The organism is Kribbella sp. NPDC051952, from assembly GCF_040680855.1.
GTDB lineage: Bacteria > Actinomycetota > Actinomycetes > Propionibacteriales > Kribbellaceae > Kribbella.
Window position 1 is genome coordinate 130,377 of record NZ_JBFAXQ010000005.1, and the last position, 20,032, is coordinate 150,408.

The following is a 20,032-nucleotide window of genomic DNA, read 5'->3' on the forward strand; positions in this document are numbered from 1 at the left end:
GGGTGATAACGGCTCATACCCGTCGGAACGTCGGCAACGAATCGGCCCCGTTTCCAGGACTCTACCTACCCCGTCGCCGCGATTCCCACCCTCCGACTCACTGGCTGCTCTGCTGGTTCCGTGCTGATCACAACGAGCGCAACGCCGTCGAGTTGATCGACATCGCCACCGACACGATGACGAAGAGCATCAGCATGGACAGGTCGATCCGCACCCCGCCGGCCCCGATCGGGGGCAGGATCCGCCGCAGCGGCCGCAGCAGCGGGTCGGTGATCGAGTAGATCAGCTCGAAGAAGAGCAGCAGCGGCCCTTTCGGGTGCCACTGGGGCGCGAACATGACGATCAGACTGAGCACGAACCTCGCCACCAGAACCAGGAAGAAGGCGAGCAGCACCCAGCTGAGAACACTGAGGACGAGCGCTAGAGCAACCATGTCTCCATGAGTGTAGAAGACGGCGGAAGGCAGGCAGAGCGTCAGCTCTGGTTGTAGAACCCGTCCGCGGCGATCTTCTCCTTCTCCTCGGCGGCGACTGTGACGTTCGGCGGGCAGACCAGGAACACCTTGGTGGTGATCCGCTCGATCGAGCCACGGCAGCAGAAGATCAGCCCGGCGGCGAAATCGACCAGCCGCTTGGCGTCGGCGTGGTCCATCTCGGTCAGGTTCATGATGACGGGCGTGCCGTCGCGGAAGTGCTCACCGATGACTCGCGCCTCGTTGTAGCTGCGCGGGTGCACGGTGGTGATGCGGGCCAACTCGGTAACCTCCGGGGACGGTGCGACACCACGTCGATCTGGAAACTTGCTGACCGTCGCGCCCTGGTCCTCGCGGCCCGAGTGCGACGGCGACTCGGTGCGGGACTCACGGGACTCGCGGACCTCCCGGCCGGCAGCGACCGGCTCGGGCTCGTGGGACTCCCCGTCGACGGCTTCGTCCTCGTACTCGTCGTAGTCGTCGTACTCGTCGTCGTACCGCGCGTTGTAGCGCTCCCCGTCCTCGACCAAGCCGAGGTACACACCCATCTTGCGCAGCGCGCCGCTCATGGCCCTCCAGCCCCTCGATCCGGTTCGACGACAACGGTGAGCAGGAAGCAAAACCTGCTCGATGTCGACACTAACCGAGTGGAGGACGCGTACCGAGTAAGGCGCGCCCGAGCCGAACGTGTGTCGCTCCGTGCCTGATCGCCGCCTCGAGATCACCGGTCATCCCGGCCGAGATCCAATCCGCGCCAGGATGTTCGGAGCGTAACCGCGACGCTACGTCGAGCAGGCCCGCGAACGCCTCGTCCGGGTCGGATCCGAGCGGCGCCACCGCCATCACTCCCCCGAGCTCGAGACCATCGGCCGACGCCACCTCCGCAGCCAGTTCGAGTACGGCGTGAGGCTCGACACCACCGCGGGCAGCACCGGTCGCAGCGTCCGCGGTCCCGTACGACGCCAGACTCACCTGCAGGAGACACCGAAGGGTCTTCTCCTCGGCCACCGCAGCCTTGGACAGCGCCGACACGAGCGACGAACGGTCCACCGAATGCACGACCGACGCCGAGCGCACCACCGAGCGGGCCTTCTTCGACTGCAACTGCCCGACGAAGTGCCACGTCAGCTCAGGGCACTCCGGCCCCTTCTCCTTGAGCTCCTGCTCACGGTTCTCGCCGACGTCGTGTACGCCGAGGGCCGCCAGCGCCCGTACATCGCTGACTGGGAAGGTTTTGGTGATCGCGATGAGGTTTACCTCGTCGGGGCGCCTCCCGGCCGCCTGACAGGCCTTCTTGATCCGTTCTCGCGCCTGCTGGAGATTCTCCCGCAGCTCGTCCTCGCGACTCATCGCGCCGACAGCTTGACGAGCCCGGCCATCCGCCCGCTCACCGGACCTTCGCGCCGGTACGAGTAGAGGTCGTCGGACTCGATCGTGCAGCGGTTCGCGTCGAGCACCTCGACACCCAGTTCGTCCAGCTGGGCACGGACTCCGGCCGCCACGTCGATGGACGGCGTACCCCAACTGGTCTCGCCGTACGACGCGGGGACCTGCTCGGCCACCTCGGCGCGCATGGCCGCCGGGACCTCGTAACACTTCCCACACGCGGACGGCCCGAGTACGGCGGTGATCTGACGGGCACCGAGGTCACGCATCGCTTCCACAGTTGCCGGTACGACGCCGACGTACATTCCCTTGCGTCCCGAGTGGGCCGCACCGATCACGCCGTCACCGGCGAGCAACACCGGCAGACAGTCGGCGGCGCGGACGGCGAGCACGATGTCGTCGCGCGTTGTGACGAGCGCATCAGCCTTCGGCATCGGGGTCAGCGGCAGCTCGTCCTCGGCCCCGACGACCTGGACGTCGCGGCCGTGGACCTGGTTGACCCGGACCACGGCCTCCGGCTGCACGCCGAACTCGGCCGCGATCCGGCGGTAGTTCTCCCGGACCGCATCGGCGTCGTCGCCGACCGCGCTACCGAGGTTCAGTTCGCCGTACGGCGCTGTGCTCGCACCGCCGAAGCGATCAGTGACGGCGAAGCGGACAGACCCGAGAACCTCGTCGTAACTGAACACGCCTGAAGATTACCCAGCCACGACCGCGGCACCCAGCACTGTCCGCGCCTCGTCGGTCACACTTCGCCGGTCCGGATCCGAGGACAGCGTCAGGACGTGTTCGAGCGCGCTGCGGTAGGCGACGGTGAACGCGTCGGCGGCCGGCACCTCGACATCCGGAGTCACGCCCGTTCCTTCCCAGTTGGTGCCGGAGACCGGGTTCATCGCCCGCGCCACCGGGAGCGTCGCCTCCAGGTGCTGGTGCAGCTTGAATCCGCGCCGGGGATGGGCACCGCCCCGGGTCCGTTCGCCGACGATCTGCGCCCGCTTGAGTTGCTGCAGGTCGTAGGTCAGCTCCTCACCAGCCGAGAACGTCGACGCACTGGTCAGGACCCAGATCGGCTTGGTGGCGCCGAAGCGAGGCACGCCGACGTACGGCGTGGTCCAGTACTGCCGCACGGTCCCGTCGAACGGGGTGACCAGGTCGTTGAGATGCACGGGATCCGTTCCGAACAGATGACTGCAGACCAGTGCGACCTGCTCCGGCGATCCACCGAGGCAGCGCCGCAGGTCGATCAGCAGGGCATCGGTGCCGGCGACCATCGACAGCGCCGCGGTCATCGCGGCACCGGCGTGCGCCGGGTCGTAGAGCAGCGGCCGGAGCTCGAGCAGGCCGATGTTGCCGTCCAGCCGCTCGATCCGGCCGATACCGCCGGCGTCGAGCTCGGCCCGCCGCATCCAGTACGCCTCCTCGGCCGCCGGGTCCTTCTCGTCCGGAACCTCGCCGGCGTGGAACATCAGGCGCAGGTGCAGGTCGTTGTTGCCGACCTGCAGGTCGGCGGTGACGAGCTCGGACAACCGCTCAGGCGTGTCGAGTGCGTCGTACCGGCCAGACTCGGCGGCGGCGGTCAGGCGGGCGGCGACCTCGGCGCCGACCTCGGGAAAGACGTAGTGCTCGGCCACCAGGCCGGCCAGGTTGCGGACGACGGAGCGGATCTCCTCAGGATTCATGGGCAGGAGTGAAGCACGCGGATTGACAAAGCGTCAAGAATTCTCGACGCTTGATTCATGACGGAGATGCCCGATCGTTTCGAGGTGTCCAGTGCCGAGCACTTCAAGGCGCTCGGGCATCCACTGCGGCACCGGTTGCTGTTCGCGCTCGGCCAGGAGGCGGCGACGATCAGCCAGCTGGCGACCGCACTCGGGACGGCGAAGGGGAACGTCGCGCATCATCTCGGCGTACTGCGGGATGCGGGCATGGTGCGGCTCGCCGGGACGCGGCAGGTGCGGGGTGGGACCGAGCAGTACTACGAGCGGGCGGCCCGGATGTTCGACTTCGTCGGGGAAGGCGCACGGGCGAACGCCGCGGTCTCACTGCAGGCGGTCGGAGCCGAGCTCGCCACCGCGGACGCGGAGCCGTTGATCGTCCTCCGCAACATCCGGCTGACCCGGCAGCAGGCCGCCGAGCTGTCCGATCAGCTGGAGCAGATCGCCGACGGACTCACCGACGCCGGACCCGGGGAGTCCAGGTACGGCGTCGTCGTCTCGGTCTACCGCCCCCGCCAGACCTAGTGCGCCGTGTCGGACTGGCGGGTTACTTCAGGAAGTCCGGGATGTCGAGGTCCTCTTCCGGGTCCGGCTTACGGGTCGGCCGGGGCGGTGTGGACTGGGAGCCTCCGGTGGACGCGCCGGAACCAGGGTTCGAGCTGCTCGGTCCGTTGGTGGGCCAGGAGTGCGGCGTCGTCGGGCTGGCCGGGGTGTGCGGTGCGGGCTGGGCCGTCTGGGGGGACTGCTGGCCCGGCTGAACCGTGCGGACCGGGTCGCCGGACTGCGGACGCGCCGAGTGGGTCGTACCCACGCCCGGACGTCCCTCGGTCGGAGCCGGCACCGGCACGGTGTCGTCGGTCGGCGACGGCGGGTTCACCGGCTGCGCGGTGGCAGGCGGCTGGTTGTTCGTGGCCGGCGGCTGACCCGTCGAACCCTGCACAGGAGTCGAGGCAGGCTGGCCCGCCGGAGTGTTCTGCGCGGGCGGAGGCGTAGTGGACTGTGTGGTGGACGGCGTGGTCTGCTGACCAGGCGGCGGAGTCTGCGTCGTCGAGCCACCGCCCGACATCGGGGCCGAGTAGGACTCCGACCGGGACGACTGCGGACGTGCCTGGCTCATCGCCTGCTCGCGACGCTTCGGCATGCCGCCGTCGAAGCCGGCCGCGATCACGGTGACGCGGACCTCGTCGCCGAGGGCGTCGTCGATGACCGCACCGAAGATGATGTTCGCGTCGGTGTGGGCGGACTCCGAGACCAGCTGGGCCGCCTCGTTGATCTCGAACAGGCCCAGGTCGGAACCACCCGCGATCGAGAGCAGTACGCCGTGCGCACCCTCGATGCTTGCCTCAAGCAACGGTGAGGAGATGGCCGCCTCGGCCGCCGCCACCGCGCGGTCCTCGCCGCGGGACGAGCCGATGCCCATCAGCGCCGAGCCGGCGTTCGACATGACCGCCTTGACGTCGGCGAAGTCCACGTTGATCAGACCGGGGGTGGTGATCAGGTCGGTGATGCCGGAGACACCTTGCAGCAGCACCTGGTCGGCCTGCTTGAACGCATCCAGCACGGACACGGCACGGTCGGAGATCGTCAGCAGCCGGTCGTTCGGGATGACGATCAGGGTGTCGACCTCTTCACGGAGGGCGGCGATGCCGTCCTCCGCCTGGGTCGCGCGGCGCTTGCCCTCGAACGAGAACGGCCGGGTCACCACACCGATCGTCAGCGCACCGAGCGAGCGAGCGATCCGGGACACCACCGGCGCACCACCGGTGCCGGTGCCGCCGCCCTCGCCGGCGGTGACGAAGACCATGTCGGCGCCCTTCAGCGCCTCCTCGATCTCCTCGCCGTGGTCCTCGGCGGCCTTCTGCCCGATCGCCGGGTTCGCGCCGGCGCCGAGGCCCCGGGTCTCCTCCCGGCCGATGTCGAGCTTGACGTCCGCGTCGCTCATCAACAGCGCCTGGGCGTCGGTATTGATGGCGATGAACTCAACGCCCTTCAAGCCGTGCTCGATCATCCGGTTCACGGCGTTCACGCCGCCGCCGCCGATGCCTACGACCTTGATGAGTGCCAGGTAGTTCTGCGGTGCCGCCACGTCCGCGCCTCTCGCCTCGTTCGTTTCCCGTTGTCCAGCGAAAAGACTGAACCTCAACTGCATGCTTAGACTTATGTCAACTTTAGATTACGACGCACGGTACGGGACGCTTCCAGCCAAAGTCCACGCGCCTCGCCGCACACTCCCGTGATGTGACCGATCACCGCTTTTCCCCTTTGGTGACAGGGAGATCGGGCGCCGAGACGTCGTACACGCTCGCCTTGCGCTTCATCAGCACGCTGAGTACCTCCGCCTTGCGCTCGCTGTCATCGGAACTGCCCCAAACGACCCTCACGCCGGAGGAGAGGTTGAGGGTGATCGAGTCCGGTGACGCGGCCGAGATCGTCCCGACCTGCGAGCGCAGGGTGTCCGGCAGGGCGGCCGAAACCGTCACCACCGAACGGATCGTGACGTCGCGCCGGGTGCCGGTGATCTTGGCCTCCGGCAGTCCGGCCGGCCGGTCCGGCACCGTCTTGAAGGCCGCACCAGTCGCGTCCACCAGCTCGAACCGCGAACCGTCCGTCACGACCACCACCGGCACGCGTTCGGTGACGACGATCACGACTTTGCTCGGCCAGGCGCGGGTTACCTGCGCGTCCGCGACGGCCGGGATCGTCCGCACCCGGTCCGCGATCGAACGCAGGTCGACCTTCGCCAGCGGCGTACCGATCGGTGCCGCCGCCGCCTGCTCGATCGTTGCCACCGGCACCGTATCCGCACCACTCACCCGGACGCCGGAGACGGCGAACGCGGACGAGTAGTAGAACAACCAGACGATCAACCCGGCCAGGACGACCAGTGCGCCACCGATCGCCCACGGAAGCCAACTCCGCCAGCGCACCAGCCGTTGCCGGCGCGCGAACCGCTGTTGTGCCCGAGCCAGATCAGCGCTCTGGCTCATACGGTCGACCCCACCCGTTTACTCCACCACAGGTGTGAGCGCTGCCTCGGCAGACTCGCGGGCGGCGGCGCGTTCGGCCAGCAAACCAACAACTTCCGGCCCGATCAGCGTCACGTCACCGGCGCCCAGGGTCACGACCAGGTCGCCCGGCTCGGCCAGATCCGCCACCAGCTGCGGTACGGCGGACCACGACGGCTCGAACCGCACCTGCTCCGGCTTCAACGGCACGTGGTTGGCGAGCAGGGCACCGGTCACACCGGGCTCCGGGTCCTCGCGCGCCGCGAACACGTCCATCACGACGACCTCGTCGGCCAGCGCGAGCGCCTCGGAGAACTCCTTGGCGAAGATCCGGGTCCGGCTGAACAGATGCGGCTGGAAGCACGCGATCACGCGCCCCTCCCCCGCCACCTGGCGCGCCGCGGTCAGGTCCACGGCCAGCTCGGTCGGGTGGTGCGCGTACGAGTCGAACACCCGCACCCCGTCCTCGAGCCCCTTGAACTCGAACCGCCGCCCGGTCCCGGTGAACGACGCCAGCCCCTCGGCCAGATCAGCCGCCGAGAACCCGAGCCCAAGCCCGACCGTCATCGCAGCCGACGCGTTCAGCGCGTTGTGCTTGCCCGCTTGCTGCAACTGCACCATCGGGAGTTTGCGGCCGCGATACACCGGCACGAACGACTGCGTCGCCCCGGTCGCGGTGATCTCGGTGACGTGCAGGTCCGCGTCCTCGGCCTCGCCATATGTCCGTACGTCGATGCCCTGTTCGCGCGCGTACGACGCCAACCGGCGAGCGCCCGCGTCGTCATGGCAGATGACCATGAACCCACCGGGCAGGACCCGAGCGCAGAACTCCTCGAACGCCTTGCGGTAGCTGGCCTCGTCGCCGTAGTTGTCCAGGTGATCCGGCTCGACCGACGTGACGATCGACACCTCAGGTGTGTACGTCAGGAACGACTTGTCCGACTCATCAGCCTCGGCGACGAACAGGTCACCGGTGCCGTCGTGGGCATTCGAACCCGACTCGTTCAGGTTGCCGCCGATCGCGTACGACGGATCGGCCGCGCAGTGCTGCAGCGCCACGGTCAGCATCGACGTCGTGGTCGTCTTCCCGTGCGTTCCCGCGACGGCGATCGTCCGGCGGCCGACCATCACGGAGGCCAGCGCGGCGGCCCGCGGCAGGATCGGGATCCCGGCAGCCCGGGCCGCGACGACCTCGGGGTTGGTCTCGCGGATCGCGGTCGACACCACGACGGTGTCGGCCTCGGCGACATGCTCGGCGGCGTGACCGACCCAGCAGGTGGCGCCGAGCGCGCGCAGCGCGGCCAGCACCTTGCCGTCCTTGGCGTCGGAACCGGACACCTCGATGCCGCGGGACGCCATGATCCGGGCGATGCCGGACATGCCGGCGCCGCCGATTCCTACGAAGTGCACCCGGCCCAGCTTTTCCGCCGGGAGTGTGGTGTCAGGAGCGGTGACGATCACGAAGCAGACCTCACCACATCGAGGATGATCCGCGCCAATCGCTCGTCGGCATCCGTCCGGATCACACCGGTCGCTGCTGTGGACATGGCTGTCAGACGCTCGCGGTCGAGCAGAAGTTGCGGCACGTTCGCCCGGACCCAGTCCGCGGTCAGGTCGGCGTTGTCGATCAGCACACCACCACCCACGTCCACCACCGGCTTCGCGTTCAACCGCTGCTCACCGTTACCGATCGGGAGCGGAACGTAGATCGCGGGCAGGCCGACACCGGACACCTCGGTAACCGTGTTCGCGCCGGACCGGCAGACCACCAGGTCGGCGGCGGCGTACGCGAGATCCATCCGGTCGACGTAGTTCAGTACGACGTACGGATAGCGGCCCGTCTGCGGGACCTCGAGGGTGTTCTTCGGGCCGATCGCGTGCAGGACCTGGATCCCGGCCGCCTGCAGGTCCGCGGCCGCACCGGAGACGGCCTGGTTGATCTGCTGCGCCCCCTGCGAACCGCCGGTGACGAACAGCGTCGGTGCGTCCGGGTCGAGCCCGAAGAACTGCCGGGCCTCGGCGCGGAGCGCGGCCCGGTCCAGCTGGGAGATGGCGCGCCGGATCGGCAGGCCGACGTACTCGGCGTGCGGCAGCCCGGTGCCCGGGAACGACGTCTTCACGTGCTGGGTGCAGTAGCGGGCGGCGAACTTGTTCGCGATCCCCGGTACGGCGTTGCCCTCGTGCACCACGATCGGCGTCTTGCGGCGCCATGCGGCGACGTACGCGGGGGTGGAGACATACCCGCCGAAGCCGACCAGGACGTCCGCCTTGGCGTCGTCCAGGATGCGCCGGGCGGCGCTCACCGAGGCCAGCATCTTCCCCGGAACGGCGAGCAGCGCCGGGGTGGGTTTGCGCGGCAGCGGCACCGGTGGAATCAGCTCGAGCCGGTAGCCGGCCTCGGGGACGACCCGGGTCTCCAGACCGCGCTCGGTGCCGAGCGCGAGGATCTCGATGGTCGGATCGATCCGGCGCAGCGCGTCGGCGGTGGCGATCAGGGGTGAAGTATGGCCGGCGCTACCGCCACCGGCCAGGACGATGCTGGGCACAGCTTTCAACGCTCCCGCGGGTTCTCTCAGTCGTTCGCTCGCCGCGACGGCAACCATCCGAAACGCGGCCGCCGGGTCTCCTTCAGGGCAGCCTGCGCGCCGGGTTCGGCCTTCGCGAAGGACAGCAGCATGCCGATCGCGATCAGCGTCGGCAGCAGTGCGGAACCACCGTACGACAAAAGCGGGAGCGGAATCCCCACGATGGGTAGCAACCCGATCACGGCACCCAGGTTGACCAGCGTCTGGGCCATGATCCAGATCGTGATTCCGGCCGCCGCATAGCGGACGAACGGCTCGGTGTTCCGGGTCGCGATCCGCACTCCGGCGTACGCCAGGGTGAGGAACAGGGCGAGCACGGTGAGCGACCCGACCAGGCCGAGCTCCTCACCGATCACGGAGAAAATGAAGTCGGTGTGCGCCTCCGGCAGGTTGCCCCACTTCTGCCGGCTGTTGCCGATCCCGACGCCCCACCAGCCACCCGTCGAGAGTGCGTAGAACGAGTGGTACGCCTGCCAGCCGACCGCGGTCGGGTCGGCGAACGGGTCCAGGAACGACGTGACGCGCGCCATCCGGTACTTCTCCGCGTTGACGAAGTACGCCGCGGTCGCGCCGACCACCAGGATCGTCGCGACGAACAGCCGGGTCGGTGCGCCGACGATCCAGATCAGGCCGATCATCACGGCCATCAGGACGAGCGCCGTACCGAGGTCGTGCTGGCCGACGACGAGCGCGATCACCAGGCCGCTGACCGGGACCATCGGGACCAGGAGGTGCTTCCACTGGGTGAGCAGTTTCTCCTTGCGGGCATAGAGATCCGCGCACCACATCACCAGTGCGAGCTTGGCGAACTCACTCGGCTGGATCTGCAGCGGTCCACCGAGGTTCAGCCAGTTGGTGTTTCCGTTCACGCCGACGCCGAGTCCCGGGACGTAGGTGAGGACCAGGAGGAACACCGAGCCGAGCAGGGCGACGTACGAGAGCATGCGGAAGTGGCGCGGCGTCATCCGGGACGCGACGTACGCCATCGGCAGGCCGACGCCGACCCAGATCAGCTGGCGGATGAAGATCGTGTAGCTGTTCCCGTTCGCGCGCAGCGACAGGACACTCGATGCCGACAGCACCATCAGCAGCCCGAGCACCAGCAACAGACCGGTGGCTCCGAGCAGGATGTGGTACGACGTCAGCGGTCGGTCCAGCACCTCACGGATTGCCGCAAGCCACGGCCGTTCCTGAGTTTTGTCCTTCTGGTCCGGCTGGTCCGCGATCGACGTCACTCGATCACCCCCGGATCAGACACGGCCTCGCCGGTGCACGGCTTCGGCGAAGGCGTCCCCACGGGCTCCGTAGTTGGCGAACATGTCCCAGGATGCGCAGCCAGGCGCGAGCAGCACGGTGTCACCCACCTGTGCGAGCTTCGCTGCCTCCCCCACCACGATCTCCATGGCTCCAGTGTCCGTTGCCTCGATCACGATCCTCGGGACATCCGGTGCGTGTCGCTCGAGTGCTTCGGCGATCACGTCCTTGTCCTGGCCGAGCAGTACGACGGCACGCAATCGATCCCGTGCCGCGATCACCAGTTCGTCGAACGTCGCACCCTTGGCCTGCCCGCCCGCGATCCACACCACCGGGTCGTACGCGAGCAACGAAGCCTGGGCCGCGTGCGGGTTCGTCGCCTTCGAGTCGTCGACATAGTTGACCCCGGCAACCTCCGCGACGTGCGCGATCCGGTGCTTGTCCGGCCGGAACCCGCGCAGCGCGTCCCGGATCGCCGTCGCCGGTACGCCGAACGACCGGGCCAGTGCGGCCGCGGCCAACGCGTTCGCCACGTTGTGCGGCGCCGGCGGGTTGACGTCCTCGATCGTCGCGAGCTCCAGGGCCGACGTGGCGCGCTGCTCGACGAACGCCCGGTCCACCAGCAATTCGTCCACCAGGCCGACCATCGACGGTCCCGGCGTACCCAGGGTGAAGCCGATCGCGCGGCAGCCTTCGATCACGTCCGCGTCGACCACCAACTGCTCGGTGGCCGGGTCGGCGACGTTGTAGACGCAGGCGATCTGGCAGTTCTCGTAGATCCGGCCCTTGTCCTTGGCGTACGCCTCCATCGAGCCGTGCCAGTCGACATGGTCCGGCGCGAGATTCAGTACGGCGGCCGAGTGCGCGGACATCGAGTGAGTGAAGTGCAACTGGTAGCTCGACAGCTCGACCGCGATCACGTCGTACGGCTCGGGGTCCATCACGACCTCGAGCAGCGGCAGACCAACGTTGCCTGCAGCAACGGTCCGGTGACCGGCCGCGGCCAGCATCGCGGTCAGCATCTGTACGGTCGTGGTCTTGCCGTTGGTCCCGGTGATGCACAACCACGGCGCCGCGTTGGCCGGATCGCGCAACCGCCAGGCCAGCTCGATCTCACTCCAGATCGGCACATCCCGCTCGGCAGCCTGGGCCAGCAAAGGTGCATGCGGCGGTACGCCGGGCGACGTCACGACGACGTCGACTTCCTTGGGAAGTTCCGCCGTACTGCCCGGACCGAGCGTGATCGTGGCGCCGAGCGTTTCGAGGATCTGCGCCTTCTCGCGCAGCGCCGCGTTGTCCCGGTCATCGAGTACGACGACCTGCTCCGCGCCGGCCTGGATCAGCGAGTCGGCGCAGGCGTAACCCGCCGTACCGAATCCCAGCACGACGAACCGCGTCGTCGCCCAGCCGTCGTCCGTCCGTGTTTCCAGACTCATGTGGCCACCCATTCCGCGTAGAAGACCCCGAGTCCGATCACCACACACAGTCCCTGGATGATCCAGAACCGGATCACCACGTTGACCTGTTCCCAGCCGAGCATCTCGAAGTGGTGATGCAGCGGGGCCATTCGGAACAGCCGTTTGCCGTGCGTGATCTTGAAGTACCCGACCTGCAGGATGACCGACGCGGTGACGATGACGAACAGCCCGCCGAGCAGCAGCACGAGCAGTTCGGTCCGGGTCATCACCGCGAAGCCGGCCAGCGCACCGCCGAGCGACAGCGAACCGGTGTCGCCCATGAAGATCTTGGCCGGCGACGCGTTCCACCACAGGAACCCGAACAGCGCACCGGTCAGCGCGGCCGCCACCACCGCCAGGTCGTGCGGATCCCGGACCTCGTAACACCTGGCCTCGGGTGTGGTCGCACAGCTCTGGTTGAACTGCCAGATACAGATCAGCGTGTAGGCGCCGAAGACCATCATCGAGGCGCCGGTGGCCAGACCGTCCAGGCCGTCGACCAGGTTCACGCCGTTCGACATGCCCGCGATCAGCAGCAGGATCCAGATCACCACCAGGATCATCGGCAGCTCCAGCCAGCCGATGTCGCGGATGAACGAGATGAACGGCGACGCCGGCCGCTGCCCGCGGTCGTCCGGGAACTGCAGCGCGAGCACGGCGAAGATCACCGCGACCATGGTCTGGCCGGCCAGTTTCGCCTTGCTGCGCAGGCCCAGGCTGCGCTGCCGGAAGATCTTGATGAAGTCGTCCAAGAAGCCGACCGCGCCCATCCCGGCGAACAGGAACAGCACGAGCAGTGCCGAGGCGGTCGGCGCGCTGCCGTGGCCACCGATCATCGTGAACAGCTTCGCCGCGAAGTACCCGACGATGGTCGCGATGATGAAGACCGTGCCGCCCATGGTCGGCGTACCGCGCTTGGTGTGGTGCGAGGTCGGGCCGTCGTCGCGGATCTCCTGGCCGTAGCCACGCTTGGACAGCACCGCGATCGCCCACCGGGTGCCGATCAGCGTCAGCACCATCGAGACGGCGCCGGCGAACAGGATCGAGATCACTGCACGTCCTCCACAGACTTGGACAGCTCATCGCGCTCAGCAAACTTGGACAGCTCATCGCGTCCGGGTAGCAAGGCGTCGGCGAGGCTGCGCAGTTTCGCACCCTTCGAGGACTTCACCAGTACGACGTCACCCGGCCGCAACTCGGTGCGCAGCAGCTCGAGCGCCTCGGGAATGGTGTCCACGAACGCGGACTCGTTCCCCCACGACCCTTCGAGCGAGGCACCGAGGTGGATCGGTTTCGCGCCCGCACCGACCACGAGCAGCCGGTTCACATCCAGCCGCACCACCAGTCGCCCGATCGCGTCGTGCTCCTCGCCCGACCTGTCGCCGAGCTCGAGCATCTCGCCCAGCACCGCCCACGTCCGCGCACCGCGGGACCGGCCGATCGCGACCAGGGACTTCAGGGCCGCGCGGGTCGAGTCGGGGTTGGCGTTGAACGCGTCGTTGATGATCGTGACGCCGTCCGACCGCTCGGTCAGTTCCATCCGCGCCGCGGACACCCTGGTGGCGGAGTTCAGTCCGGCCGCGATCTGCTCGGCGGGCATGCCGATCGCCGCAGCCACGGCCGCGGCAGCCAGCGCGTTCGACACGTAGTGCTCGCCGATGAACCGCAGCTGCACGTCACCGCTGAAGTCACCGATGTGCAAGGTAAAGGCCGGGCGGCCCTCGGCGTCGAGCTTTACACCTTCCGCGCGGATGTCGGCCTCGGGCGCCTCCCCGAAGGTCAGCACCCGCTCCTGCGTCCGGGTCCGCATCGCGGCGACCCGATGATCGTCGGCGTTCAGGATCGCGATCCCGCCGGGGATCACCGCCTCGATCATCTCGCCCTTGGCGACCGCGATGTTGTCCTGGGTGCCGAACTCACCGATGTGCGAGGTGCCGACGTTCAGCACCAGGCCGACCTTCGGCGGGGTGATCCCGGTCAGGTAGACGATGTCGCCCTGGTGCCGCGCACCCATCTCCGCGATCAGGTACTGCGTGGTCCCGGTCGCGTGCAGCGCGGTCAGCGGGTGCCCGATCTCGTTGTTGAACGAGCCTTCCGGCGACACGGTCTCGCCGTACGGGCGGATCAGCTGGGCGATCAGGTCCTTGGTGCTGGTCTTGCCGGACGAGCCGGTCAGGCCGATCACAGTGAGGTCGGGCAGCCGGCCGATCACCAGGCGGGCCAGATCGCCGAGCGCCCTCTGCGAGTCGGCGACGACGATGCACGGGCTTCCCTCGATCGGCCGGGTGGTGAGAGAGGCTGTGACGCCTGCCGTGGTCGCCGTACCGACGTAGTCGTGGCCGTCGACGTTCTCGCCGGGGAGGGCGACGAACAGCCCACCTTGCCCCGCGGCCCGCGAGTCGATCACCACCGCGCCGTCGACGACGGCCGCTGGGTCGACACCGACCAGCTCTCCGCCGACGACGTCGGCGATCTCGCCGCAACTGACAGGGATCACCGGTCTGCCTCCAACAGCTCACGCACGGTTTCGCGGTCGTCGAACGGGTGGATCACACCGCCGACGTCCTGGCCTGTTTCATGGCCCTTGCCGAGTACGACGACGGTGTCGCCCGGACCGGCCAGCTCGATCGCGCTCGCGATGGCCTGCCGCCGGTCACCGATCTCATGCAGGTCGGCGCCGGGGACCGCTTCCCGCGCACCGGCGAGTGCGGCGGCGCGGATCGTGGCCGGGTCCTCGCTGCGGGGGTTGTCGTCGGTGACGATCACGACGTCCGCCGTCCGGGCCGCGGCCGCACCCATCGCGGGCCGCTTGCCGGGATCGCGGTCGCCGCCACAACCCACGACCGCGAACAACCGGCCCTTGGTCGCACTCCGCGCGGCCTGCAACGCCAGCTCGACCGCGTCCGGGGTGTGCGCGTAGTCGACGATGACCGCCAGGCCGTCCTGGCGGGTGAACGTCTCCATCCGGCCCGGGATCGTCGCGGTCCGCAGGCCGGTCGCGATCGCCTCCGCGGGTACGTCGAGCTGCCGCAGCATCGCGGTCGCCAGCAGCGCGTTCGCGACGTTGAAGTCACCGGGCAGCGCAATCTCGACGGTCAACGACTCGCCAGGACCCTGGATGTCCAAGACCGTCGTACCTTGCTCGGACTGGTGCCGGCTCGTGACCGTCCAGTCGGCGTCGCCCTTGGTGGAGACAGTGACGAGGGGTACGACGGTCTGCGCGGCCAGGCGGCGCCCGTACTCGTCGTCGATCATCACCACGGCGACATCACAGCGCTCCGGGGTGAACAGTGAGGCCTTTGCCGCGAAGTACTCCTCGAACGTGCGGTGGAAGTCCAGGTGGTCCTGCGTGAGGTTGGTGAACCCAGCGACCGCGAACCGAGCCCCGTCGACCCGGCCCATCGCCAGTGCGTGGCTCGACACCTCCATCGAGCACCACGCGACCGCCTGCTCCCGCATCACCGCGAAGAGCGCCTGCAGGTCGGTGGCTTCCGGAGTGGTCCGGACACTCTTGACCACCTCGGCACCGATCCGGGTCTGGATCGTCCCGATCATCGCGGCCGGTCCGAGCTCACGCAGTACGGCGTCCAGCAGGAAGCAGGTGGTGGTCTTGCCGTTCGTACCGGTGACCCCGAGCAGCCGCAGCTCACTCGTCGGCTCACCGTAGATCCGGGCCGCAACCGCCCCGAGAACGTCCCGGGGCTTGTCGACCACGAGCACCGGCAGACCAGCTGCCGTGGCTCGGTCCCCGCCGGTCGGGTCGGTCAGTACGGCGACAGCCCCGGACTGCTGGGCTTTCGCCACGAACTCGGCGCCATGCGTGACGGCACCGGGCAGAGCGGCGTACAGGTCGCCGGGCAGGACGGAACGCGAGTCGAGCGAGACGCCGGTGACGTCGACCGACCCAGCGGGGACCCGCGCGTTCGCGACACTCGCGACGTCGGCGAGGCTGACCGGCACGACGTGCCGTGGCCTGATCGCGGCTACGGCGCCGCCTGCGGCGGTAGGGGTGGACACGGGCCCTGAGGCTACCGCTCCGGGCACTGTGACTCCTACCTGACCCTGCGTCACCAGGCTCGGTGTCACGCGGTCCTGCGTCACCAGGTGATGGGCACGTTGGGCTGCTTGGCTCCCGTCGGGGGTACGACGTACTTCTGCAGCGCGTAGCTCATCACGTCTCGGAACACCGGTCCTCCTTGCAGGCCACCACCCCGAACACCGTCACTCGGGTCGTGCAGTACGACGTACGTAACGAAGCGCGGGTTGTCGGCCGGAGCGAATCCGGCGAAAGAAGTGGCCCACTTGCCGTACTTGCCGGTCTTCGGGTCGACCTCCTGGGCCGTACCGGTCTTGCCGGCGACCAGGTAGCCGTCGATCGCCGCCTGCGGTGCGGTGCCCTTCGTCGCGGTCACCGCCTCCATCATCGTGGTGACTTCCTTGGCGGCCTTGTCGCTGACCACCCGGTGCGGCGCGGCGGCCTGGTTCGGGGTCACGGTGCCGTTCGCGTCCACATAGTTGCGGACCAGCTTCGGCGGCACGTAGACGCCGCCGTTCGCGACCGTGTTCACCGCGGCGGCCATCTGCACGGCGTTCGCGGACAGACCTTGGCCGAAGGCGACGTTGGACCGGGTGATCTCGGGCCACTCGTCGCCCGCCATCAGCTTGCCCCGGCTCTCGCCCGGGAAGTTCAGCCCGGTCGGCTCGCCGAAGCCGAAGTCGTGCAGGTACTTCACGAACTGCGGGATCCGCATCTGCTGCGCGGCCATGATCGTGCCGACGTTCGACGACTTGGCGACGACACCGGCGATGGTCAGGTTCATCGGGCCGTGGTCCCAGTGGTCCTTGATCTTGTGCCGCTGCACCTCGATGCTGCCGGGCACCCGGAGCTTGGTGTTCAGGTCGATCAGGCCGGCGTCGGCGAGGGCGGCCATCGTGGCCACCTTCTGCACGCTGCCGGGCTCGTAGGTGCGCTCGAGGGCCGGGTTGTTCAGGTCGGACGGCTTGTACTTCTTGTTCGGGTCGAACGACGGGTAGTTCGCCATCGCCATCAGCTCGCCGGACTTCACGTCCATCACGATCACTGTGCCGGAGGTGGCCTTGTACTGCCGGACCGCCTGGGCGATCCGCTGTTCCGCGAAGTACTGCAGGTCGGTGTCGAGGGTCAGCTGCACGCTGACACCGGGCTTCGGCTCCTCGACGGTGTGGTTCGCGTTCGGGATCTTGTTGCCCCGGGTGTCGACCTCGTACATCGCCTTGCCGTCCTGGCCGGACAGCTTGTCGTTCAGGCCGTACTCGAGCCCGGACTGGCCCTTGCTGTCCGCACCGACCACACCGACGACGGTCGAGGCGACACTGCCGTTCGGGTGGCTGCGGATCGGGTCGTCCTCGGTATAGAGGCCGGCCAGCAGCGGAGCCTGCGGGCCGGTCGGGTCGGCCTTGTTCTGCTCGTTGATCGCGGCGTTCTTGTTCTTCATCGCGGCCTGGATGTCGCTCCAGACCTGCGGGCTGACCTGGTGCGCGAGCAGGGCGTACCGACCCTTGCCGGTCATCCCCGCGACGAGTTTCGCGTACGTCGTACTCGGAACCTTCGGCGCGATGATCGCGGCGAGCTGCTGGGCCACCGGCTTCGTCTGGGTCGGGTCCGCGGTGATCGCCACCGCTTCCTCGGAGACGGCCAGCTGGACACCGTTGCGATCCTCGATCGCACCACGGGAGGCAGGCAGGACGAACGGCCTGGTGTTCTCCTTAGTCGCCGCCTGGGCATAGCTGTCCGGGTCCACACCCTGCAGCAGCACGAGACGCCCGGCGAACAACGACAGTACGAACGCCATTACGCCGAACGTCACCCGCAACCGCAGCGCGGGACGGCCCAACCGGAGCATTCGCGGCGGCTTGCGGACCTTCCGCTTCTTGGGCCGAGGCTGTGGCCGATTCTGCGGCGGCCGCTTCTTCGCCGCGCCCTTCTTGACCGGAGTCCGCTTGACGGGAGCGCGCTTGGCCGGAGCCTTGCGCGGACCTCCAGAAGCAGGCGCCTTGCGCGCTCCACTGCCTTCGGGTGCTCGGCGAGGCGCAGCCTTCGGCGCGGGCCTGCCCTCGGCGCGCTTACGTGGCGCAGCCGCGCGCGCGCCGTCCGGCGGCGGACGCCGTCTCCCCTCACCCGCGGCGTCTGGCGGCGGACGCCGTCTGCCCTCACCTGAGGCGGGGCGGCGCGGAGCGCCACCTTCCTCTTCGCGCGCCTGGCGGAGGAGGCGTTCGCGGGTGGACTCGGGACGCTGCGGGGTGTTGCGGGTGCTGTCGGTGACGGACGGACGACGGGGTTGAGCCTTACGCGGCGGAGTGCCCCGCCGCGGTTCGGTGCCACGTTTACGTGGCGGCTCGTTTCCCCGTCGATCCGTCATCCGATCATCCCCCGGTGGTCGTCGTCCCTGGCTTCGTCGTCCCTGGCTTGGTAGTTCCTGGCTTGGTGGTTCCTGTTCCCGGCTTCACCGTGCCCGTCGCCGGTTTGACGGGGACCTTCGCGACCGGCGGCTTCGCGACCGGCGGCTTGACGACCGGCGGCTTGGTCGCCGTTCCGGTGGGCGTGTTCGGTCCGAACATCGCCGTACCCGTGCCGGCCTTGCCTTCGGCCGGGACCCCGAGCACCCGTCCGTCGGACAGTCGCAGGAAGACCGGGTTCGGGTTCGGCACCATGCCCATCTTCAGCGCCCGGTCGGCCAGGTTCTGCGGCGACTCGAGCGTGCGGACCTGCTTCTCCAGCCCTTCCTGCTGATCGCGCAGCTGGTTGGCCTGGTTGCTCAGGTTGGTGATGTCGAACGTGCCACGCTGCAGCTCGGTGTTGAGCAGCAGCAGGCCGACCAGGCCGGCCGCGAGCAGCGACACCACGAAGATGACGAACGGCATCCGCGGCGGCCGGAACGGCGCCCCGTACACCACGCGCAGTTTCGGCTCCGCGCGCTTCGCCGGCGCCGGTGTGACCCGCGCCTTCTGCGGGCTGAAGACAGTACTCATCAGGCCACCAGCCCTTTCTCCCGGATTCGTTCCCCAGCACGTACGCGAGCGGAGGCGGCCCGCGGGTTCACCGCGACCTCCTCCTCGGTCGGCCGTTCGGCACCTCGGGTCAGCAATTTCAGGTATGGCTCGTGCCCGGCCGGAATCACCGGCAGGTCGTCGGGTACGTCGCTCTTCGTCGCGGCGGCGAACGTCTGCTTGGTGATCCGGTCCTCGAGCGACTGGTAGCTCATCACCACGATCCGCCCGTGCAGCGCCAGCGCCTCGAGGGCAGCCGGCAACGCACGCCGCAGCACCTCGAGCTCACCGTTCACTTCGATCCGCAGCGCTTGGAACGTCCGCTTCGCCGGGTGTCCCCCGGTACGGCGTGCCGCCTGCGGGATCGCGTTGCGAACCAGCTCGGACAGCCGCGCGCTGTTCGTGAACGGCTCGGTCTCCCGCTCCCGGACGATCCGGTCCGCGATCCGGCGGGCGAACTTCTCCTCGCCGTACTGGAACAGGACCCGGGCCAGGTCGGCCGCGCTGTAGGTGTTCACGATGTCGGCCGCGGTGGTCGGGCCGGTGGAGTCCATCCGCATGTCCAGCGGCGCGTCCTGCGCGTAGGCGAAACCACGGTCGGCCTCGTCCAGCTGCATCGAGGACACCCCGAGGTCGAACAGGATCCCGTCGATGGCCGGCACCTCGAGCTCCGCGAGTACGCGCGGAAGTTCGTCGTACACGGCGTGCACGAGCGTGATGCGCTCCTGGTACGGCGTCAGCCGGTCACCGGCCAGCCGCAGCGCGGCGGGGTCACGGTCGAGCCCGATCAGCCGGGCCTGCGGGAACTGCTGGAGAAAGGCTTCGGAGTGACCGCCGAGCCCGAGGGTGGCGTCGACGAGGACGGCACCGGGATGCGCGAGTGCCGGCGCCAGCAGCGCGACCACGCGCTCCAGCATCACCGGCACATGCCGCTCCGCAGCGTCCATCCTCGACCCTTCCCGTCGCCGCGGGGAGCGAGCCTGCCCCCGCAGGTCTTGTGTGTGGTGCTCTTGGGGGCGGTCCGGATACAACACCGTCCGGTCAGATCACGAGTACGCCTTCCGGGGAAGTACCCCGTGGTCTTGGCGCCGGGGAAGTGGCGCCAACACGTGAGGTCGGAAGTCGGACTCGT

The 20,032-nt window shown here is 68.7% G+C and carries 17 protein-coding genes and 1 pseudogene; 1 reads left to right on the forward strand and 17 read right to left on the reverse strand.

Features of this window, described 5'->3' with window-relative positions:
* Positions 1-127: 127 nt before the first annotated feature.
* The 5 genes from AB0L70_RS12080 to AB0L70_RS12100 form a co-directional block, all read right to left on the reverse strand.
* Positions 128-433, reverse strand: a complete 306-nt coding sequence (locus tag AB0L70_RS12080; RefSeq protein WP_363682920.1) for a YggT family protein — start codon at positions 431-433, stop codon at positions 128-130.
* A 41-nt stretch (positions 434-474) separates the two neighbouring features.
* Positions 475-1,041: a cell division protein SepF gene (gene sepF, locus AB0L70_RS12085; protein WP_363682922.1), complete on the reverse strand. Its 567-nt coding sequence runs from the start codon at positions 1,039-1,041 to the stop codon at positions 475-477.
* Between the two features lie 70 nt (positions 1,042-1,111).
* On the reverse strand, positions 1,112-1,822 hold the full coding sequence (locus AB0L70_RS12090; protein WP_363682924.1) for a YggS family pyridoxal phosphate-dependent enzyme: 711 nt from the start codon (positions 1,820-1,822) through the stop codon (positions 1,112-1,114).
* A complete protein-coding gene (gene pgeF / locus AB0L70_RS12095; RefSeq protein ID WP_363682926.1) occupies positions 1,819-2,547 on the reverse strand; it encodes a peptidoglycan editing factor PgeF in 729 nt (242 codons plus the stop codon). The genes AB0L70_RS12090 and pgeF overlap by 4 nt, the downstream gene beginning before the upstream one ends.
* A gap of 9 nt (positions 2,548-2,556) precedes the next feature.
* Positions 2,557-3,537, reverse strand: coding sequence for a S41 family peptidase (locus AB0L70_RS12100; RefSeq protein ID WP_363682928.1), 981 nt, complete (start codon positions 3,535-3,537; stop codon positions 2,557-2,559).
* A gap of 57 nt (positions 3,538-3,594) precedes the next feature.
* Here AB0L70_RS12100 and AB0L70_RS12105 point away from each other — a divergent pair, with 57 nt between their 5' ends.
* On the forward strand, positions 3,595-4,098 hold the full coding sequence (locus AB0L70_RS12105; protein ID WP_363682930.1) for a helix-turn-helix domain-containing protein: 504 nt from the start codon (positions 3,595-3,597) through the stop codon (positions 4,096-4,098).
* Between the two features lie 298 nt (positions 4,099-4,396).
* On the opposite strand, the pseudogene ftsZ reads toward AB0L70_RS12105, so the two are convergent.
* From ftsZ to rsmH, 12 genes and pseudogenes are all read right to left on the reverse strand, one after another.
* Positions 4,397-5,722: pseudogene (gene ftsZ / locus AB0L70_RS12110) on the reverse strand (cell division protein FtsZ); the annotation flags it as partial.
* Positions 5,723-5,819: 97 nt separating this feature from the next.
* The gene (locus AB0L70_RS12115; protein WP_363682932.1) at positions 5,820-6,560 is read right to left on the reverse strand and encodes an FtsQ-type POTRA domain-containing protein; all 741 of its coding nucleotides are present in this window, start codon (positions 6,558-6,560) and stop codon (positions 5,820-5,822) included.
* Between the two features lie 18 nt (positions 6,561-6,578).
* The gene (gene murC / locus AB0L70_RS12120) at positions 6,579-8,039 is read right to left on the reverse strand and encodes a UDP-N-acetylmuramate--L-alanine ligase (RefSeq protein WP_363682934.1); all 1,461 of its coding nucleotides are present in this window, start codon (positions 8,037-8,039) and stop codon (positions 6,579-6,581) included.
* Positions 8,036-9,124 (reverse strand): undecaprenyldiphospho-muramoylpentapeptide beta-N-acetylglucosaminyltransferase, encoded by a 1,089-nt coding sequence (murG, locus tag AB0L70_RS12125; RefSeq protein ID WP_363682936.1) that lies wholly within the window; start codon positions 9,122-9,124, stop codon positions 8,036-8,038. Before murG ends, murC begins: the two co-directional genes overlap by 4 nt.
* 26 nt (positions 9,125-9,150) lie before the next feature.
* Positions 9,151-10,398 (reverse strand): putative lipid II flippase FtsW, encoded by a 1,248-nt coding sequence (gene ftsW / locus AB0L70_RS12130; RefSeq protein ID WP_363682938.1) that lies wholly within the window; start codon positions 10,396-10,398, stop codon positions 9,151-9,153.
* A 15-nt stretch (positions 10,399-10,413) separates the two neighbouring features.
* The gene (gene murD, locus AB0L70_RS12135) at positions 10,414-11,853 is read right to left on the reverse strand and encodes a UDP-N-acetylmuramoyl-L-alanine--D-glutamate ligase (RefSeq protein WP_363682940.1); all 1,440 of its coding nucleotides are present in this window, start codon (positions 11,851-11,853) and stop codon (positions 10,414-10,416) included.
* Complete coding sequence (mraY, locus tag AB0L70_RS12140; protein ID WP_363682942.1) at positions 11,850-12,926, reverse strand: phospho-N-acetylmuramoyl-pentapeptide-transferase; 1,077 nt, start codon at positions 12,924-12,926, stop codon at positions 11,850-11,852. The genes murD and mraY overlap by 4 nt, the downstream gene beginning before the upstream one ends.
* On the reverse strand, positions 12,923-14,371 hold the full coding sequence (gene murF / locus AB0L70_RS12145; protein ID WP_363682944.1) for a UDP-N-acetylmuramoyl-tripeptide--D-alanyl-D-alanine ligase: 1,449 nt from the start codon (positions 14,369-14,371) through the stop codon (positions 12,923-12,925). The genes mraY and murF overlap by 4 nt, the downstream gene beginning before the upstream one ends.
* The gene (locus tag AB0L70_RS12150; RefSeq protein WP_363682946.1) at positions 14,368-15,891 is read right to left on the reverse strand and encodes a UDP-N-acetylmuramoyl-L-alanyl-D-glutamate--2,6-diaminopimelate ligase; all 1,524 of its coding nucleotides are present in this window, start codon (positions 15,889-15,891) and stop codon (positions 14,368-14,370) included. The genes murF and AB0L70_RS12150 overlap by 4 nt, the downstream gene beginning before the upstream one ends.
* 80 nt (positions 15,892-15,971) lie before the next feature.
* Positions 15,972-18,272, reverse strand: a complete 2,301-nt coding sequence (locus AB0L70_RS12155; protein ID WP_363682948.1) for a penicillin-binding transpeptidase domain-containing protein — start codon at positions 18,270-18,272, stop codon at positions 15,972-15,974.
* A 4-nt stretch (positions 18,273-18,276) separates the two neighbouring features.
* A complete protein-coding gene (locus AB0L70_RS12160) occupies positions 18,277-18,882 on the reverse strand; it encodes a hypothetical protein (protein WP_363682950.1) in 606 nt (201 codons plus the stop codon).
* Positions 18,882-19,847 carry a 16S rRNA (cytosine(1402)-N(4))-methyltransferase RsmH gene (gene rsmH / locus AB0L70_RS12165; RefSeq protein WP_363682951.1) on the reverse strand — a complete coding sequence of 322 codons (966 nt, stop codon included), beginning with the start codon at positions 19,845-19,847 and terminating at the stop codon, positions 18,882-18,884. Before rsmH ends, AB0L70_RS12160 begins: the two co-directional genes overlap by 1 nt.
* Positions 19,848-20,032 lie beyond the last annotated feature (185 nt).

Excerpts from the sequence above, each read along its gene's own strand:
- AB0L70_RS12090 (WP_363682924.1), bottom strand. The coding sequence starts at position 1,822 with ATGAGTCGCGAGGACGAGCTGCGGGAGAATCTCCAGCAGGCGCGAGAA.
- AB0L70_RS12100 (WP_363682928.1), bottom strand. The coding sequence starts at position 3,537 with ATGAATCCTGAGGAGATCCGCTCCGTCGTCCGCAACCTGGCCGGCCTG.
- AB0L70_RS12105 (WP_363682930.1), top strand. The coding sequence starts at position 3,595 with ATGACGGAGATGCCCGATCGTTTCGAGGTGTCCAGTGCCGAGCACTTC.
- sepF (WP_363682922.1), bottom strand. The coding sequence starts at position 1,041 with ATGAGCGGCGCGCTGCGCAAGATGGGTGTGTACCTCGGCTTGGTCGAG.
- murD (WP_363682940.1), bottom strand. The coding sequence starts at position 11,853 with ATGAGTCTGGAAACACGGACGGACGACGGCTGGGCGACGACGCGGTTC.
- rsmH (WP_363682951.1), bottom strand. The coding sequence starts at position 19,847 with ATGGACGCTGCGGAGCGGCATGTGCCGGTGATGCTGGAGCGCGTGGTC.
- AB0L70_RS12080 (WP_363682920.1), bottom strand. The coding sequence starts at position 433 with ATGGTTGCTCTAGCGCTCGTCCTCAGTGTTCTCAGCTGGGTGCTGCTC.
- AB0L70_RS12160 (WP_363682950.1), bottom strand. The coding sequence starts at position 18,882 with ATGAGTACTGTCTTCAGCCCGCAGAAGGCGCGGGTCACACCGGCGCCG.
- AB0L70_RS12155 (WP_363682948.1), bottom strand. The coding sequence starts at position 18,272 with ATGACGGATCGACGGGGAAACGAGCCGCCACGTAAACGTGGCACCGAA.
- AB0L70_RS12115 (WP_363682932.1), bottom strand. The coding sequence starts at position 6,560 with ATGAGCCAGAGCGCTGATCTGGCTCGGGCACAACAGCGGTTCGCGCGC.